The 16,319-nt window shown below is 68.5% G+C and carries 16 protein-coding genes, 1 pseudogene and 1 riboswitch; of the genes and pseudogenes, 8 read left to right on the plus strand and 9 right to left on the minus strand.

Annotation, left to right across the window (positions count from 1 at the left end; translation table 11 throughout):
• The 5 genes from AB0J09_RS33130 to AB0J09_RS33150 all read right to left on the minus strand — a co-directional run.
• A partial coding sequence (locus tag AB0J09_RS33130; protein ID WP_360699455.1) for a hypothetical protein occupies nt 1–181 on the minus strand: 181 nt, incomplete at its 3' end.
• Between the two features lie 564 nt (nt 182–745).
• Nucleotides 746–890: riboswitch (TPP riboswitch) on the plus strand.
• A gap of 61 nt (nt 891–951) precedes the next feature.
• Nucleotides 952–1,800, minus strand: a complete 849-nt coding sequence (locus AB0J09_RS33135) for a universal stress protein (RefSeq protein ID WP_360699456.1) — start codon at nt 1,798–1,800, stop codon at nt 952–954.
• 4 nt (nt 1,801–1,804) lie between these two features.
• Entirely contained in the window at nt 1,805–2,248 is a 444-nt protein-coding gene (locus AB0J09_RS33140) for a DUF2267 domain-containing protein (RefSeq protein ID WP_360699458.1), read from the minus strand.
• Nucleotides 2,249–2,311: 63 nt separating this feature from the next.
• Nucleotides 2,312–2,503, minus strand: a complete 192-nt coding sequence (locus tag AB0J09_RS33145; protein ID WP_360699460.1) for a hypothetical protein — start codon at nt 2,501–2,503, stop codon at nt 2,312–2,314.
• Nucleotides 2,504–2,557: 54 nt separating this feature from the next.
• The gene (locus AB0J09_RS33150; protein WP_360699462.1) at nt 2,558–2,992 is read right to left on the minus strand and encodes a CBS domain-containing protein; all 435 of its coding nucleotides are present in this window, start codon (nt 2,990–2,992) and stop codon (nt 2,558–2,560) included.
• 339 nt (nt 2,993–3,331) lie between these two features.
• On the opposite strand from AB0J09_RS33150, the gene AB0J09_RS33155 reads away from it, so the two are divergent.
• From AB0J09_RS33155 to AB0J09_RS33170, 4 genes are all read left to right on the plus strand, one after another.
• On the plus strand, nt 3,332–3,673 hold the full coding sequence (locus tag AB0J09_RS33155) for a potassium-transporting ATPase subunit C (RefSeq protein WP_360699464.1): 342 nt from the start codon (nt 3,332–3,334) through the stop codon (nt 3,671–3,673).
• 63 nt (nt 3,674–3,736) lie between these two features.
• A complete protein-coding gene (locus AB0J09_RS33160; RefSeq protein WP_360699466.1) occupies nt 3,737–5,014 on the plus strand; it encodes a phosphoribosyltransferase in 1,278 nt (425 codons plus the stop codon).
• A 95-nt stretch (nt 5,015–5,109) separates the two neighbouring features.
• Nucleotides 5,110–6,519, plus strand: a complete 1,410-nt coding sequence (locus AB0J09_RS33165) for an RtcB family protein (protein ID WP_360699468.1) — start codon at nt 5,110–5,112, stop codon at nt 6,517–6,519.
• A gap of 20 nt (nt 6,520–6,539) precedes the next feature.
• Entirely contained in the window at nt 6,540–6,959 is a 420-nt protein-coding gene (locus AB0J09_RS33170) for an archease (protein WP_360699470.1), read from the plus strand.
• Nucleotides 6,960–7,035: 76 nt separating this feature from the next.
• Here AB0J09_RS33170 and AB0J09_RS33175 read toward each other — a convergent pair whose 3' ends face one another.
• Nucleotides 7,036–7,719, minus strand: coding sequence for a CBS domain-containing protein (locus tag AB0J09_RS33175; RefSeq protein ID WP_360699472.1), 684 nt, complete (start codon nt 7,717–7,719; stop codon nt 7,036–7,038).
• A gap of 301 nt (nt 7,720–8,020) precedes the next feature.
• On the opposite strand from AB0J09_RS33175, the pseudogene AB0J09_RS33180 reads away from it, so the two are divergent.
• Both AB0J09_RS33180 and AB0J09_RS33185 read left to right on the plus strand, forming a co-directional pair.
• Nucleotides 8,021–8,113: pseudogene (locus tag AB0J09_RS33180) on the plus strand (CBS domain-containing protein); the annotation flags it as partial.
• Nucleotides 8,114–8,182: 69 nt separating this feature from the next.
• Complete coding sequence (locus AB0J09_RS33185; RefSeq protein ID WP_360699484.1) at nt 8,183–8,635, plus strand: BON domain-containing protein; 453 nt, start codon at nt 8,183–8,185, stop codon at nt 8,633–8,635.
• Nucleotides 8,636–8,868: 233 nt separating this feature from the next.
• Here the strand turns inward: AB0J09_RS33185 and AB0J09_RS33190 are convergent, their stop codons facing one another.
• On the minus strand, nt 8,869–11,460 hold the full coding sequence (locus AB0J09_RS33190; protein ID WP_360699474.1) for a GNAT family N-acetyltransferase: 2,592 nt from the start codon (nt 11,458–11,460) through the stop codon (nt 8,869–8,871).
• 283 nt (nt 11,461–11,743) lie between these two features.
• On the opposite strand from AB0J09_RS33190, the gene AB0J09_RS33195 reads away from it, so the two are divergent.
• Nucleotides 11,744–12,448: a universal stress protein gene (locus tag AB0J09_RS33195; RefSeq protein WP_360699476.1), complete on the plus strand. Its 705-nt coding sequence runs from the start codon at nt 11,744–11,746 to the stop codon at nt 12,446–12,448.
• 20 nt (nt 12,449–12,468) lie between these two features.
• Here AB0J09_RS33195 and AB0J09_RS33200 read toward each other — a convergent pair whose 3' ends face one another.
• Nucleotides 12,469–13,569: a site-2 protease family protein gene (locus AB0J09_RS33200; RefSeq protein ID WP_360699478.1), complete on the minus strand. Its 1,101-nt coding sequence runs from the start codon at nt 13,567–13,569 to the stop codon at nt 12,469–12,471.
• Between the two features lie 410 nt (nt 13,570–13,979).
• On the opposite strand from AB0J09_RS33200, the gene AB0J09_RS33205 reads away from it, so the two are divergent.
• Nucleotides 13,980–14,819, plus strand: a complete 840-nt coding sequence (locus AB0J09_RS33205) for a universal stress protein (protein ID WP_360699480.1) — start codon at nt 13,980–13,982, stop codon at nt 14,817–14,819.
• On the opposite strand, the gene AB0J09_RS33210 is transcribed toward AB0J09_RS33205, so the two are convergent.
• A partial coding sequence (locus AB0J09_RS33210; protein WP_360699482.1) for a molybdopterin-dependent oxidoreductase occupies nt 14,814–16,319 on the minus strand: 1,506 nt, incomplete at its 5' end. The genes AB0J09_RS33205 and AB0J09_RS33210 overlap by 6 nt on opposite strands.

The raw sequence follows: 16,319 nt of genomic DNA on the forward strand, positions 1-16,319 counted from the left end.
GCCAGAGCAGCCATCCCGCGCTCGCCGCCGCGAGCAGCCCGGCCATCACGACGGGACGGCGGTCGATCAGGCCGGGATCCGTCCGCATGATGGTGACCAGGAGGACCACCAGCCCGGCGAGCCGGACCGCGCGGAGCGGCCACGTGAGCCGGCCGCGGTGCGGGAGCGCGAAGACGAACATCTACCGCACCCGGATCGCTTCCGACACATTCACGCACCGAATGTACGGCACGCTCGGTGGTACTCCTCGACCCGGACGCCACCCGGTTCCGTCCGTAGCAGCCCGAAGCGGCAGGGCATTACAGCAGGTCAGTTAAGGGGCCGCCCGCATTTGGCGGTTGGTGACGCATCCGTTAACGGCACCCCAAGAAACTGTCCGGAGTCACCGAGATCGAATCGATCCCCGCGTCCACGAGGAACCGGGCGAAGTTCGGGTCGTCGGCAGAGGGCTTCCCCGCTTCGGCCGGGAGGCACGTGGCGATCCGTGCCTGACGGTGATCCACGACGAGATCCGGGGCAATATCACGGAGCTGGTGCATCACCTCACACAGGAGGGCTACCTGCCCTGACAGGCGGCCACTGACATGGCATTGGCCAGGATCCACGCCGCGCGGCCTACCGCCGCTTTTGAGGGGATGCCGAGGGAACTTGCCGGCGTTGCCGTCAAGGGCCATTGGTCCTGAAAGAGAAGGACTTTCTTCCCTAGCGATACGATCCGGCCAGCGGGAAGTTGGTCTTAGGCCTGTGGGACGAGCGAGGGAGCCTGACCTGAAAGCCTCTCCGGAGGAGCGACGGAAGGGCTGAGAGGCCGGAAAGCCGCAGGGCGGTCCGGCGACCCCTAGCCACCTGATCCGGGCAATACCGGCGAAGGGAGAGCGCCTCACAGGTCTCTGTCACGTCTTACGGCTCCGAGCAGACACGACAAAGCCGGTGATCAGGTTGTTTCCCGGCTCAAAGCCGTACGACGGCGACTGGGCAGGATGCGTAGTGCAGGACACCGTGGCTGACCGAGCCGAGCACGGCCGAGCGGATCACTCCCCGGCCCCGTGGCCCCACGACGACCAGGTCGGCACGGGCGGAGGTCTCGCACAGCGCCGCGATGGGATTCCCACGGAAGACCGACTCGGTCACTGTCACGCCGGGGTACCGCTTCAACCACGGCGACAGCACGTCATGGACATGTCCTTGCTGCGCTTGGGCGATGAATTCAAGATTCGGTGGGACACGCGCGGCGACCCTGGTCGATGGCAGATCCCAGGCGTGTACGATCCGCAGCCGGGCCCCGCGTGCCTGTGCCTCCTCGAAGGCGTAATCGATGGCCGGGTGCACGGCGTCTTCGGGATGGATCCCGGCGACGATCTCGCCCTGCACCACGGTGGGTGTGCCGCGGACCACGACCACGGGCCCCGCCGCGTGCCCGGCAAGGCCCAACCCCACCGAGCCCAGCAGGAGCCCCGCGAATCCGCCCACGCCGCGGCTGTCCACCACGTTGGCCGCAGCCTCGCCGGCCTGCGCGCGCAATATCTCTGCGGTGTGGCCGTAGAGCAGTTCCGTCCTCACGTGGACGTCGCCGCGGGACTGGGCCACCGTTGCGGCGGCCTCTGCCAGCAGCCGTTCACCTTCCTTGCGAACAGGGTCGTCGGCCGAGCGCTCGTACACTTGCCCGCCGTAGAGGAGCGGCTCCTCGACATGGACGATCCGCAAGTCGCAGCCGCGCCGGGCCGCGTCGTCGGCCGCCCACAGCACCGCGGCCAGCGCTCCCCGCGAACCGTCCACACCTACGATGACCGGCTCGGACATGCGATCACCCCCTCCTGGCCGTCCCTGTGGAGTGCAACACGGTACGTACGTCCCGCGGGAGCCGGTCGAGCACATGCGCAACCGACGGCTCAGAGAGCTCCCCGCGCAGGAATTCCGTGACCGCAGGGGCGAGCTCGGGCACATCCCTGAGACTGATGCGGGCTGACCGAGCGAAGTGCTCGATGAACTCCTCCCGGCCCCGGCGGATCGGTACGCGGCTGGGATCCCAGCCGTTGTAGTACACCCCACGGAGCAGATCGGGCAGTTGCGCGGCGAAGTGGGCCGCGCTGTCCACGGTCAAACCGTCCCTGACCGCGTGCAGCCAGGCCTTCAGCACCCGCTGGGCGAACTCTCGGTCCTCGGTCCCGATCGCCTCAGCCAGTTCCGCCAGCCATCGGTTGGTGGTCTGGACGGTGTGATCGATGCTCTGCACTCGTGTGTGCGGCATTGTTCCCTCCCGATGTCGTCTCCTCTTCGAGTTCGGCCGCGCGCACCGGCCAGCAGAGGACCATCAAGCCCGGGCCAGCAGGTCATCCAGTGGCTCATCACGATGCAAGCGCCCGATGACACCGGCCAGCAGCGGAGCGACCGAGCACACACCGATCGGCATTGCCGGCGCGGCCGGCTGGGCGAGCGTGTCGGTGACCAGCACCCAACCGATCCCGGCACGACTGAGGCGCTCCACCGCCGCCTCCACGAACAAGCCATGAATGCCACCACGACGATCTCCGGCGCCGCGCCGTGGCCGGCGGGCGTGTCAGTCGAGCGCGTAAACGCGGTGAACGAACTCGGCAAGCTTGTTGTCGGGCAATTCTTTGGCGAGATCAGCCTCGCTGATGATGCCGACCACGTGGTGGTCCTCCATCACTGGCAGGCGCTTGATGTGGTGCTGCTCCATCTTGAACAGCGCCTCCTCGAGACTGGCGTCGGCGTGCACCCATACCAGTCCACGAGCCAGTTCTCCTGCGGTGGTCTGGTCGATGTCCTTGCCGTGGGCGCAACACAGGACCACGATGTCCCGGTCAGTGATCATGCCCTCGAGCCGGTCGTCATCCCCGCAGATGGGCAGGGCGCCGACTCCGAGGTCGCACATCATCTGAGAGGCGACCCGCAGGCTTTCGTGTTCGCCGATGCATTGAACTCCCTCATGCATCACGTCCCGGGCTTTCTTCCCGGTTTCCTCTATGCTCATCGGTCGCCCCCGAACACGTCGACGAACCGCTCTCATCCTCTCGTACCCCTGCGGGTCCAACCATGAGCGAGCGTGCCGCCGGAGAGATGTAAAGTTCGTTCGAACAGCTGGTACAGCGCACGCTCCATCCGGAATGCGATGTCCAGCAGAGAGCACCCGCCGATGCGAGCATCAGGACTAACAATCCGGGCTTTCCAGGCGGAATGTTCCCCCTCTCCGCCCTCGAGCGGGACTGCCGTCTGCCATCGACGGCCCTTCCGCTTCCCGCATCGGCGGGTCTCCTCATTCACAGGTTCTCCAACTCGGCACCGTGACGGCAGAGTCCTCCTTCCCTAACGGATGGGCCTTTCGTCCCATGCGCCTGACCGCGGCTCCGACCCCACCACCAGCGGTGCCTCGAATCTGAGCCCGGGTGACCCCCGCTTGATCACTCATTGCCTGCCTGTCCGGGAAGACGAGGACCATCGGGAAGGCGTCCAGGACTGTGACCCGGACACCATCCCGCGGTTTTCCGGCCTCGACCCCGACATCTCGGTAGCCAATGCCAACCCGCAGGCGGCGCGCGTGGCTGAGAGCGATGAGCCGCAGTTGTCCAACCGGGCAGACCGCGAAGATCGCGGCTCAGGGAGGGTTCACGAACAGGGACCTTCGGCCCTACCCACGCGACGTTCTGCCCCCTGATGGTGGTGAAAGGGATGCATTCCTTCGCCGCTATTGAGGGCTTGGGGGAGGTGCAGAGGTTCAATGTTCACTGATCGTCATGACGCAGGTGTGCGTCTGGCCGAACGACTGGCGGGGCGGATCGCCGATGAGAATGTGGTCGTCCTCGGGCTGCCCAGAGGCGGCGTTTCCGTGGCCTTCGAGGTGGCCCAGGCATTGGGCGTGCCGCTGGACGTGATCGTGGTCCGCAAACTGGGAGTGCCGTTCCAGCCCGAGCTGGGATTCGGTGCTGTCGGAGAAGGCGGCGTACGCGTGATCAATTCGGATGTCGTCCGGATGGCGGATGTGACGCACGAGGAGATGGCCACGGTAGAGGAGCGCGAGCAAGCGGAGGTGCTGCGCCGTGCGCGCCGCTTTCGCGGTGATCGCGCAACGATCGACCTTGCGGGCCGTACGGTCATCGTGGTCGACGACGGGATCGCCACAGGCGGCACCGCTCGCGCCGCCTGCCAGGTGGCTCATGCGCGTGGGGCCTCGCGAGTGATCTTGGCGGTGCCTGTCGGAACGCCGGACACGATCGCAAGTCTTCGCGAGGACGCCGACGAGGTGATCTGTTTGGAGACGCCTACCGCTCTTTTGGCGATTGGCGCCTGGTACGGCGACTTCACCCAGACCACCGACGAGCAGGTGGTCGAACTGCTGCAGCGGGCCACACCACCTGCCGACGAGGTGACGGTGGATGCCGGTCCTGTCCGACTGCCAGGGCAGCTCGTCATTCCCGAGGAAGCCGAGGGGATAGTGGTCTTCGTGCACGGCAGCGGCAGCAGCCGGCACAGCCCACGCAACCGGTACGTGGCCTCGGTGCTCAATCGCGCGGGTCTGGGTACTTTGCTTTTCGACCTGCTCACGGTCGAGGAGGAGTACGACCGTGGCAACGTGTTCGACATCGAGCTGCTGGCCGGACGGCTCGCGCAGGTGACGAACTGGCTGATTGATCAGCCTCGGGTCGCAGGACTGCCGGTCGGCTATTTCGGTGCCAGTACCGGGGCGGCGGCCGCGCTGTGGGCCGCGGCGGAGCCGGGCAGCCGGGTGGCCGCCGTCGTCTCACGAGGTGGACGACCGGACTTGGCCGAACCGCGGCTGTCGGCGGTACGGGCGGCGACGCTGCTGATCGTGGGTGGCTGCGACGAACTGGTGCTCGAACTCAACCAGGCGACGCAAGAGCGATTGTGCTGCGAGAACCGCCTCGAGATCATCCCTGATGCCACACACCTGTTCGAAGAGCCCGGAGCGCTGGGAAGCATCGCAGACCTGGCACGCGACTGGTTCACCGACCATTTCAGCAGGACGCGCGTGGGATGAGAGCTTCCGGCGCCGCCTTCGCCAGCGCCGGACTGGAGCCTGGGCAATGCCAGCTCAAGGACTGACGTCACCACATCTGCACTATTAGGGCGAAAATGGGGCACATAATCCAACTCGTCGAGGAGACGCCCTATCGCTTCCGCATCGAGCAGCAGGGATCGATGCGGGTGCCCGGCGTCGTACTGGCCTCCCGAGAGCTGCTTCCGGAGGACCAGGCGCTGCAGCAGGTCGTCAACGTGGCCACCCTGCCGGGCATCGTCAGGGCCTCCTACGCCATGCCTGACCTGCACTGGGGGTACGGATTCCCGATCGGCGGCGTGGCCGCCACCGACATCGCGGCCGGAGGTGTGGTCTCCCCGGGCGGGGTCGGCTTCGACATCTCCTGTGGAGTACGGCTACTCGCGGCCGGCATCGACCGCAACCGGCTGGCGCCTCGAATGAACCGGCTCCTGGATCGCCTCGATCGTGTCATCCCGCGGGGTGCCGCGCGTGGCGCCGTCTGGCACCTAGCCGGGCGGCCACAGCTGGAAGAGGTCCTGTCCGGCGGTGCCCGGTACGCGGTCGAGCAGGGCCACGGTGTGGCGCGGGATCTGGAACGCTGCGAGGACTTCGGCGGGGTCGCCGACGCCGACATCTCCCAGGTCGGTTTCCGGGCCATGGAACGAGGGCTGAACCAGGTGGGCAGCCTCGGCTCCGGCAACCACTTCCTGGAGATCCAGGCGGTGGAGGAGGTGTACGACGAGGCGGTGGCGGCCGCGTTCGGCCTGAGCTGTGGACAGGTGTGCGTGATGATCCATTGTGGCTCGCGCGGGCTCGGCCACCAGATCTGCACCGACCACGTACGGGCGATGGAAAAGGCGATGCCGCATTACGGCATAACGGTGCCCGACCGGCAACTCGCCTGTGCCCCGGTCGATTCCCCCGAAGGCCGCGCGTACCTCGGTGCCATGGCCGCCGCGGCCAATTATGGGCGTGCCAACCGGCAACTGCTCGGCGAGGCCACGCGGCGGGCCTTCGCGGACATCGCCGATGGCGGTCTGGATCTGGTGTACGACGTCTCGCACAACCTGGCCAAGATCGAAACACACGACGGCGTGCGACTGTGCGTCCACCGCAAGGGGGCTACCCGGGCGCTGCCGCCGTATCACCCCGATCTACCAGCCGATCTGGCCCCGGCGGGCCAGCCCGTGCTGATCCCGGGCACCATGGGCACCGCCTCCTACGTGCTCACCGGCGTTCCCGGCGGTGAGGCATTCCACTCCACCTGCCATGGCGCGGGCCGTACTCAAAGCCGCCACCAGGCCGCGCGTTCCATCACCGGCGAGCAACTGCGCGACCGCCTGGAGGCACAGGGCATCGTCGTACGCGGTGCGACCTGGCGCGGGCTGGCTGAGGAGACGCCCACCGCCTACAAGGACGTCGACGCCGTCGTCACAGCCAGTGAGGGAGCAGGACTGTGCCGCAAGGTCGCCCGCATGGTGCCCCTCGGCGTCGTCAAAGGCTGAACGAGCAGAAGGAAACACCGATGAGCGCCGAAGCCGGCCACCGCACCCTCCCCCACACCGCCGACACCCGAATCCAGGCCTGGGCGCCGACGACAGGAGAATGCATCGCCCAGGCAGTGCTCGCCATGGTGGACAGCTTCCTCGGTCTGCGCGGCGCCGCCGCCAGCAGTGAGTACGACCTTCGCGCCGAGCCCGGCGAACCTCAAGATCAGTTGGTGGCCGTCTTGGATGAGGTCATCTACCTGATGGACACCACTGGACAGATCCCGATCAACGTGACGACCCAACAGGAGGAGAACCGTCTGAGCCTCCACCTGACCATGACCGACCTGAGCACCGTCCCCCAGACCGGAGCGGTACCCAAGGCTGTCGCCCTGCACCAGCTGACCTTCGAACACCGTGCCGGTCAGTGGACCTGCACGGTGACCCTGGACGTGTGACGATGAGTGAAAGCACGTGATGAAGGATGTGTGATCCCGACATTGGCGGAACAACACCTCACAGGTCTGGGACTCGTCAGCGGTCGTCCTGCCTCCAGGTGATGTGGTCGATCACATCGACCACCCCGTTCACTCGCTCGACCATGCAGACCGCGATCCGGGCGTCGTTGCGCCGCTGCATGGATCCGACCAGCGTCACGACGCCTTGCTCCACCGACGCCCGCACGTCGGAGGTCTTCGCCCACAGCGAGTGCGCCAGGACGTCCTCGCGGACCTCACGGGCGATGTCGGCATCGGAGCGCAGGAACACCTGGATCAGATCGCATCGGCTGACGATGCCCTCCAGGCGCCCTTCCTTGCTGACGACCGGCAACCGCTTGACGCCGTGCTCGGCCATGACCCGCATCGCCGACACGACCGAGGCGTGGGAGCCGGTCGTCACCGCAGGGGTGGTCATCAGGTCGGCAGCGGTATCGGCGCCGGCCCGGTTCCTGGTCTTCGGGCCCTCCTTGCTCAGGGAAAGGCGCAATCTGGAACGCAACGGCGGCTGGTAGCCCTCCCCGTAGTACTGCTCCTTGAACTCTTCCTTTCGCAGCAGATCCGCCTCGGAGATGACGCCGAGGACATGCCCTTCGCCGTCGACCACCGGCACGGCGCTGACGCCATGGGCTATCAACACCTCGGCCACATCCTTGAACGAGGCGCCACCGTTCACCGACACCACCTCATGGGTCATCACATCCCGAACCTTGACTCGCATCCCTTATCTCCATGGATAGCGCCCGGAGGCCGCCCGCTAAGCCGATGGACTCCACTGCTCCCCGCCGCTCTGGGTGACTACTGCCCATTAATCCCACCTCGGATCGGTAATCTGAATACGCATGCCCCGGAGCGGTCACTGCCTGCCTGCGCTCGCTGCGTGAGTCTCCCGGGTTCGACGGCAGCTACGGGCGGGGCGAACACACAGCCTTTTCAGCGGGCGGATTCCCGGCGTTCCCATCACGATCGCCTGGGGAACGGCAGGCTGACGAACGGCTCCACCGTGCGGCACACCGTTCAAGGACATCGCTGAAGTACTCATCGCTCACGGCGTCAGCGCCGTGCCGGTGGTCGACGCCGAGAGCCACGTGCTCGGCGTGGTGTCCGAGGCGGACCTGCTGCGCAAGGAGGAGTTCCGCGAAGCGTACTACGCCGAGGGCTACAAACCGCCGCTGCGTGCCCGGATGAGCCACCGCCTGTCCGAGGAAGGACCCGACCTCCGGCGCCAGGCCACTGGCGACACGGCCGCGCAGCTGATGACCGCACCCGCCGTGACCGTGCCTGCCATCGCCTCGGCCGTGATGGCCGCCCGCCGAATGGATGAGCACGGCGTCAAACGCCTGATCGTCGTCGCCGAGGACAGCACGCTGCAAGGCGTCGTCACTAGGCGTGACCTGCTCAAAGCGTTCGTGCGCGCCGACGCCGACATCGCCCACGAGCTCCGCGAGGACGTGCTGAAGCGCTCGCTACTGGTGGAGACCGCGGATGTCAAAGTCGAGGTGTATCAGGGGGTCGTGACGCTGAGCGGCAACATGGACCGCCGCAGCCGGGCGCTGCTCGCCCTACGGCTGATCGCACGCGTCGACGGAGTGGTCGATGTGATCGACAAGCTCCAGTGGAAATACGACGACACATAGGGCTCATGATGACAAGCGGGAGCATAGTGATCGACGCGGTCTCCTCGGGTGCCACGCCGGGCACGATTCACCATGACGTCAGCCCTCAGCTGACGTGCTCGTGGCGGGGCAGTTCCCGCGCCTTCGGTCTGGCCGACGCGATTGTCCTCGGAACCGCGCTCGACCGGCTTCCCCGTGAACTGCTCGTCTTCGGGATCGAGGCCGCCGGCTTCACCCTCGAAGCCCGTCAATGGTCAGCGCAGCCGCCGCAGGAGCGGCGAGGGCAGCTTTTCGCAGGGCGCCAACCGGATTCGGGCGTCCACTGTGGCCGTGCCTCCTGGTGTGACGATGACCGGGTTGAGGTCCAGTTCGGCCACCTGCGGCAGATCCTCGAGCAGTCTGCTGATCCGTACGACCTGGTCGGCCAGGGCGGGGACGTCGACGGGTGGTGAACCGCGGTAGCCGTGCAGCACCGGGGCGCAGCGCAGCTCGTTGATCATGTCGATGGCATCGACGACGGGCGGTACCCGGAAGGCGCGGTCGGCCAGGAGATCGGACATCACGCCGCCCATGCCGACCATGACCAGCGGCCCGAACGCCGGGTAGTTGACGCCGCCCACGATGATCTCCGCCCCGCCGGGCAGCATGCGCTGGATGATCGCGCCGGTCATATCGGGGCCTATACGCGCCGACATGTCGTGGTACGCCTGCCGTACCTCGTCGAGGGTCTGGAGGTTGAGCCGGACACCGCCGACCTCGCTCTTGTGCACAGGACCCGTGGCCTTGAGCACGACAGGCGGCCCGACGTGGGCGGCCGCCGCGGCGGCGGTCTCTGGGCCGTCCACGTCGATGGACTCCACCAGTGCAACGCCATAGCAGGCGAGCAGCCGGGCGGCATCGGCGGGTGACAGCCAGCCGCCGTCCGGGTGCGCCGCCAACTCCGCGTGAACGATCTCTCGGGCGGCCTTCTCGTCGGCAGGCGGAGGTACGGGGACGGGTTCGACGGGGCGGCTGCGCCATTCGGCGTAACGCACGACGTGGGTCAGGGCCTGGACAGCCTGTTCGGGGAAGGCGTAGCTGGGTACGCGGCCGTCGATCAGGTCGTCGTGGCCGACGACGCAGGCCAGTACGGTCTTGGCCGCTGCCTTGGTGGCGTCGGCGATGGCCTGGCGGGTGGCGTCGAGGCCGTCGCCGAACGGCGGGGTGTAGACGGCGAGGACCGCATCGATGTGGGGCGAGGCGGCGAGTGCCTCGACGGTGGCGCCGATCTCGGCGGCGGTGGCGTCGGCGGTCAGGTCGACGGGGTTGCCCAGCGCGGCGGCGGCACGGGCGTTCAGCAGTCCGGGCGGCAGTTCGGGAACGATGAGGCCGTGGCGTTCGCAGGCGTCTGCGGCCATCGCCTGAGGGCCGCCCGAGTTGCCGACGATGGCCACCCGGCGGCCCTGAGGGAGGGGCTGGGTGGCCAGCAGTTTGGCGGTGTCGATCAGCTCGGGGACGCTGTCGAGCCGGATGACGCCGGCGGCGCGGGTGAGCGCGTCCACCGCAACGTCGGGGGTGGCCGCGGCGGCGGTGTGCGAGCGCACCGCCCGCCCCCCGGCCTCGCCGCGGCCGCTCTTGACCAGCAGAATCGGCTTGCGTTTGCCGACCCGCCGGGCGATGCGGGCGAACTTGCGGGGGTTGCCGAACGACTCCAGATACAGCGCGATCACGCAGGTGTCGTCGTCGTCCTCCCAGTACTCCAGCAGGTCGTTGCTGCTGACGTCGGCTTTGTTGCCGACCGAGACGAACGACGAGACGTCCAGCCGGTCCAGCAGTGCCGCGCCGACGGCGCCGGACTGCGACATCAACGCCACGCATCCTCGGGTCGGGCGGTGCGGCAGGAAGCTGGCGTTCAGCCAGGCTCCGGTGTTGATCACACCCAGGCAGTTCGGGCCGATGAGCCGCATCCCGGCGGTGCGGCAGAGCGCCAGCAGCTCCGACTCCGCCTCACGCTGCCCGGCCTCGGCGAACCCCGATGTCAGCACCACCAGCCCGGCCACTCCTGCGTCTGCGCAGTCGCGTGCCACCTGCAGCACATTCCGGGCGGGCACGGCCACGACGGCCAGATCCACGCCGTGGGGCACCGTCGCGTGGCAGGCCAGGCCGGCGATCTCGGTGGCGTTGGGGTTGACGGGGTGGATCGGGCCGCAGAAGCCGCCGTCGATGAGGTTGCGCAGCGCCTTGTGCCCGACGGCCCGCTCGTTGCGGCCGGCACCGATCACCGCGACCGAGCGCGGCGCCAGGACCCGCGCCAGGGATGCCCGCTCGGCCTCGTGGTCGCGAGCCTCGATGGCCGCCAGCAGCCTAGGGGTGGGCTCGGCGGCGATGGTGACGTGCAGCGTGCCGTCCTCGAAGCGCTGTGCCACCTTCAGGCCCAGGTCGTGCAGCACCCGGATCATCGGCCGGTTCTCGGCCAGCACGTCGGCCACCAGCTCGTGCACGCCGTGCTCGGCGGCGTCGACGGCGACGTGCTCCAGCAGCAGTGTGCCGAGGCCATGCCCGTGCACGGCGTCGTCCAGAAGGATGCCCAGGTCGGCATTGTCGTCGTCGATGGGGATGTACTCGGCTACCGCGACCAGCCGCCCGTGCAGGCTGGCCACCCGCGCGCGGCCGACGTAGCTGTCACTGGTGATGCGATCGATGTAGGCGTGTGCGGTGTTGCGGCCGCCGGTGAAGAAGCGCAGGTAGGCAGAGCGCTCCGACGAGCGGTCCACCAGCTCGTGCAGGGCTTCGCGATCGGCGGGGCGCAGCGGGCGCACATGGGCGATGCCACCGTCGCGCAGCAGTACGTCGTATCCGTCAGGCATGCTGAACCTCCGTTCAGACGCGAGGCAGCCGCGTATGGGCTCGATCCTCCAGATCTGACACTCCCGCTCGTCAGGCGTGCCCGGCAGTGCCGGACGGCCCTGTGGCCAGGGCCGAAAGTCCCTGGCCCATATGCGCGACCTCACGCCTCTCCGGCGGAGCCGGCTCCGCGGCCGATCCGGGGACCAAGGTCCCAAAGGGCGGGGCCACCCGACCCTAGGGCCTTCTCCAGGCTCGCTCCGACACTGGAGATGACGACTCTGCCCGCGAAAGGGGCCTGCGAACATGAACCACATCGTGCTCGGCTATGACGGCTCGGACTTCTCGGTGCAGGCCCTGGACTGGGCGCTGGACGAGGCCGAGCTGCGAAAGTTGCCTCTGACCATCGCCCACGCGTGGCAATGGCCCTATGGCGAAGCCGACGAGGAGGCCAAGGCCCACCTGCGCAAGGCGGCCGACCATGTGCTGTGGCACGGCGCGGACTGCGCCCGTTCGACCAGTTCGGACGTAAGCGTCGAGACCGACCTGTACGAGGGCCCCGCCGCGCAGCGCCTGGTCGAGCTCTCCAGGGATGCCACGCTCGCCGTGGTCGGCTCCCGCGGGCTGAGCGCGCTGCCCAGAGCCGTCGTCGGATCGGTCGCCGGATACGTCGCCGCCCACGCCGACTGCCCCGTGATCGTCGTACGCGGCCCGGGGCCCCTGCCCGCCGCGACGCATCCGGGACCGATCGTCGTGGCCGACAAGGAGCCGGACGCCTCCGTCCTGGAATTCGCGTTCGGCGAGGCCACCCTGCGTCAGGTACCGGTGTCCGCCCCGGCCGACCTGGCCGAGTGGGCGGAACGGCACCCGGAAGTCCGCATCCAGTCGGGCGAGGCTCATGACCACGCGACGCTCATGGTCGTCGGCCGCAAGCGCGCCGCGTGGTTCGATACGGCGGACTTCCTCACCCAGCACGCCCCCTGCCCTGTCGCGGTAGTGTCCGAAGGCTGAATCCCGGACGCCCACCGTGGTCAGCCGGCCGCGTTCGTACCGGCCCGCAACAACGCCTGGCCGAGAATTCGATCAAGATCCGTGCTGGTCACCATGCCGACCAGACGTCCGCCCTCGACGACGGCGATCAGCAGGCCCCGTATGGGCTGCTCGAGCAGCCGGATGGCCTCGTCGTCCGATGCGAGGACCCGTATCGGACGCCGCGTCACCGTGAGCGTCTCGATCCGCGTGACGCTCCGGCGCGCGCGGGGCACCGTCATCAAGTTGAACAGCGAGACGCAGCCGATCGGGGCGCCGGTGAAGGTCACGACCGGGAAGACCGTCTGACGCGAGCCCAGCACGACCTTCTCGACGAACTCCCCCACTGTCATCCACGCAGGTGCCAGGTCCGGCTCCGGGGTCATGACCTCGCGCACCAGCAGGCCACGTAGCCCGACGCGGGCGACCTTGGCGGTGAGTTCCTGCCGTGCCCCCGCGACGATGAAGCAGCCCAGAAGCAGCAACCACAGACCGCCGAGCCAGCCCCAGAGCAGGATGCCGAAGAGGCCGACCGCGATGAGCGTCGCACCGAGCATGTGCCCCGCTCGTGCCGCCCCTCGATCCGCTCGGGAACGGTCCCCGAACCGCCACCACTGCAGCGCGTGCAGCACACGCCCGCCGTCCAGAGGAGCGCCAGGCAGCAGGTTGAACAGACCGAGCAACAGATTCATGGTGGCGAGCCACACGACGGCGGACGCCGGCAGAGTCGCTCTCGGCATGATCAAGGACGTGAGGAAGGCCAGAGCCGCGATGCCCAGGCTGGCCAGCGGTCCCGCTGCGGCCACCACCAGCTCGATACGCGGACTCTTCGCCTCTTCTTCCAGCTCAGTGGAGCCGCCGAGGCCCCACAGAGTGATCGAGCCGATCCTGAGGCCACACCATCGGGCGACCAGCGCGTGGGCGAGCTCGTGGATCAGCAGCGACGCCACGAACAGGCCTCCGGCGACCACAGCCACCGGCCAGTAGTGCCTGTGATCGAGTCCGGGCATGGCCCGCGGCAGCACGACTCCGCCGAGCACCGCCACGATGAGCGCCGCCAGGCCCAGCGCCGACCAGTGCGCGCGCACCGGGATTCCGGCCACTGTACCCAGCGGAAGAATCCCCTTCACCTCGCCATAGTCCAGCGGTGGCGTCGCATGCCGGTAGGGCTGTTAGTCCCTTATCGGAGCATTTTTGCTTTTCACGCCCTCCTGATCAGACGGAGAAGATCCACAGGATCGAGCGCACGCGCCATGACGCGGCGCTCCGTCGAGTCGCTCCGCGCCGGACTGGCCCGTCGGGGCATCGTGTTCGCCATGGCCAGGGTCAAGCAGGATCTCCGCACTTCGCTGGACGCGTTCGGCCTGACCGAGGCATCGGTGAGGACCTGCTGTTTCCGACCTCGCCGAGCGCCGTGACCGGCTACGAGCGAGGGTGGAACCTCGTCGATGTGCGCTGATGTCCGTTTCGGGAAGCAGGAGGTGAGGGGAAGGCTTTGTGAAGGAGGCCGGTAATGGCCGGACCGATCGTGGTCGGCGTGGACGGCTCCAAGCCGGCGAGCGCGGCAGTCGAGTGGGCCGCGGCCGATGCCCAGCGCAGACGGCTGCCCCTCAAGGTCGTGCATGTGTGCGAACAGTGGCCGGGCGGAGTCGACGGCAGGAAGTACTGCCTCGGCACGCTGGAAGCCGCTGCTGACAGCGCTCGCGCGGTGAGCGGGGATGTCAAGGTGAGCACCGAGCTGCTCGAGGGGAATGTCGTCGAAGGGCTGATCGGCCAGTCGGCGTCGGCTGATTCCCTGGTGCTGGGTAGCCGGGGATTGGGCGGATTCGCCGGGTTGGTACTCGGCTCCGTGGGCCTGGCGGTCGCAGGGCACGCCGCCGGGCCGGTCGTCATCGTCCGCGCACCCGCCGTCGCCGTGCATGGCCGGATCGTGGTCGGCGACGACGGGTCCAAAAGCGCGGCGGAAGCCATGGCGTACGCCATTGAGCAGGCTCGCGCTCGGCACGCACGGCTGCTTGTGATTTATGCGTGGCAGGCGCCGATCGTCTCGGCTTACGCCCCGGACTACGGCCTCCTGCTGAAGGATGCCTTCCGAGAGGAGTCCCGCACAGCTCAGGAGCGGGTGGCTCGCTGGCGGAAGGATCATCCTGACGTCGAGATCGCTGACCAGCAAGTGAGCAAGCACCCGGTACCCGCCCTCGTCGAAGCCTCCGCCACGGCGGACCTGGTCGTGGCCGGCTCGCGCGGGCTGGGCGGTTTCGCCTCCGCAGTGCTCGGCTCGGTCAGCCACGGCGTGCTGCACCGTGCCACATGCCCGGTCGCGGTCGTACGGCCACGCGGCAAGGAGTCATGAGCACCCCTGCAGGCGTACGGCGGTGACCTTGTACTCCGGGCATGAGGTCACGGTGTCGGCATGATCGGAGGTGAGGGCGTTCGCCCGGCTAGCGGGGAAGTGGAAGCTGCAGAAGAGCTGGCCGGGCGGGATCTCCTCAGTGATGCGCGCCGGCAGCGTGGCCTGCCCGTGCCGGCTTTCGACGAGCACCGCGTCGCCGTCGCGAACGGTGTGGCGGGCGGCGTCGGCGGGATGGATGTCGAGCCGGTCCGAGGCGTCGAGCTCGATGTTTCCGGATCGCCGGGTCATGTTGCCGGAGTTGTAGTGCGCCCACCGCCGGCCCGTGATCAGGATCAGCGGATAGTCGTCGTCGGGGCTCTCGCCCGGCGGCAGGTAGGGGCGGGCGGCGAGGTGGGCCCGGCCGTCCGGGGTGGCGAATCGGTCCAGGTAGAGCTTGGCCTCTCCGGGACGGCCAGGGTCAGGGCAGGGCCACGGGATGGCACCTTCGCGGTCCAGCCGCTGGTGGGATATCCCGGCGAAGACGGGCGCCACTCGCCCGCATTCGGCGAGCGCCTCGGCCGATGTCGGGCAGGCGAGGTCGGCGCCGTAGGCTGCGGCGATCGCGTGGACGATGGCGAAGTCGGTCCGTGCCTGGTCGGGCGGGGTGAGAGCGGGGCGTACCCGCTGGAACCTGCGGTCGAAGTTGACGAAGGTGCCGTCCTTCTCCAGCCAGGACGCGGCCGGCAGGACCACGTCGGCGTGGCGGGCGGTCTCGGAGAGGAAGAGTTCCTGGCTGATGACGAGTGGGCAGGTCTCCAACGCCTCGACCACGCGGTTGGCGTCGGGATCGGTGGCGCACACGTCCTCCCCGACGATCCACAGGACCCGCAGGTCTCCCGAGCGTGCCGCTGCGAACATCTGCGGGATGCGCAGGCCGTCATGATCCGGCACCGGGGTGCCCCACACCTGCTCGGCGAGGCCGCGCACCGCGGGATCGCCGACCTTGCCGTAGCCGGGCAGCAGGTCGGGCAGGGCGCCCATGTCGGAGGCGCCTTGAACGTTGTTCTGGCCCCTGAGCGGGTTCACGCCGAATCCGCGATCGGTGCCGACCGCGCCACGCAGGATCGCCAGGTTCGCCAGCGTGCGCACGCCGTCCGTACCGTGCAGGTGCTCGGTCACGCCGAGCCCGTAAACGATGGCCGGCCGTTCGGCCTGCCCGTAGAGTCGCGCCGCCGCGACCAGATCCTTTGCGGGCACGCCGGTGATCCAGGCCACCTGCTCGGGCGTGTAGTCGCCGAGGACCGCGACGAGTTCTGGCAACCCGCCGGCCCGGTGACGCAGGAACTCCTCGTCGATGAGGCCGTCAGCCAGCAGCACATGCGCGAGCCCGTTGAACAGGGCGACGTTGGTCCCCGGGCGGGGCCGTAGGTGCACGTCGGCGTGGCAGGCGAGGCCGACGGCACGTGGGTCGGCGACGACCAGCCGCGCGCCGTGCAGCACCTGCTGGAGCAGCCGCGCCCC

The organism is Nonomuraea sp. NPDC049784, from assembly GCF_040659615.1.
Taxonomy (GTDB): domain Bacteria; phylum Actinomycetota; class Actinomycetes; order Streptosporangiales; family Streptosporangiaceae; genus Nonomuraea.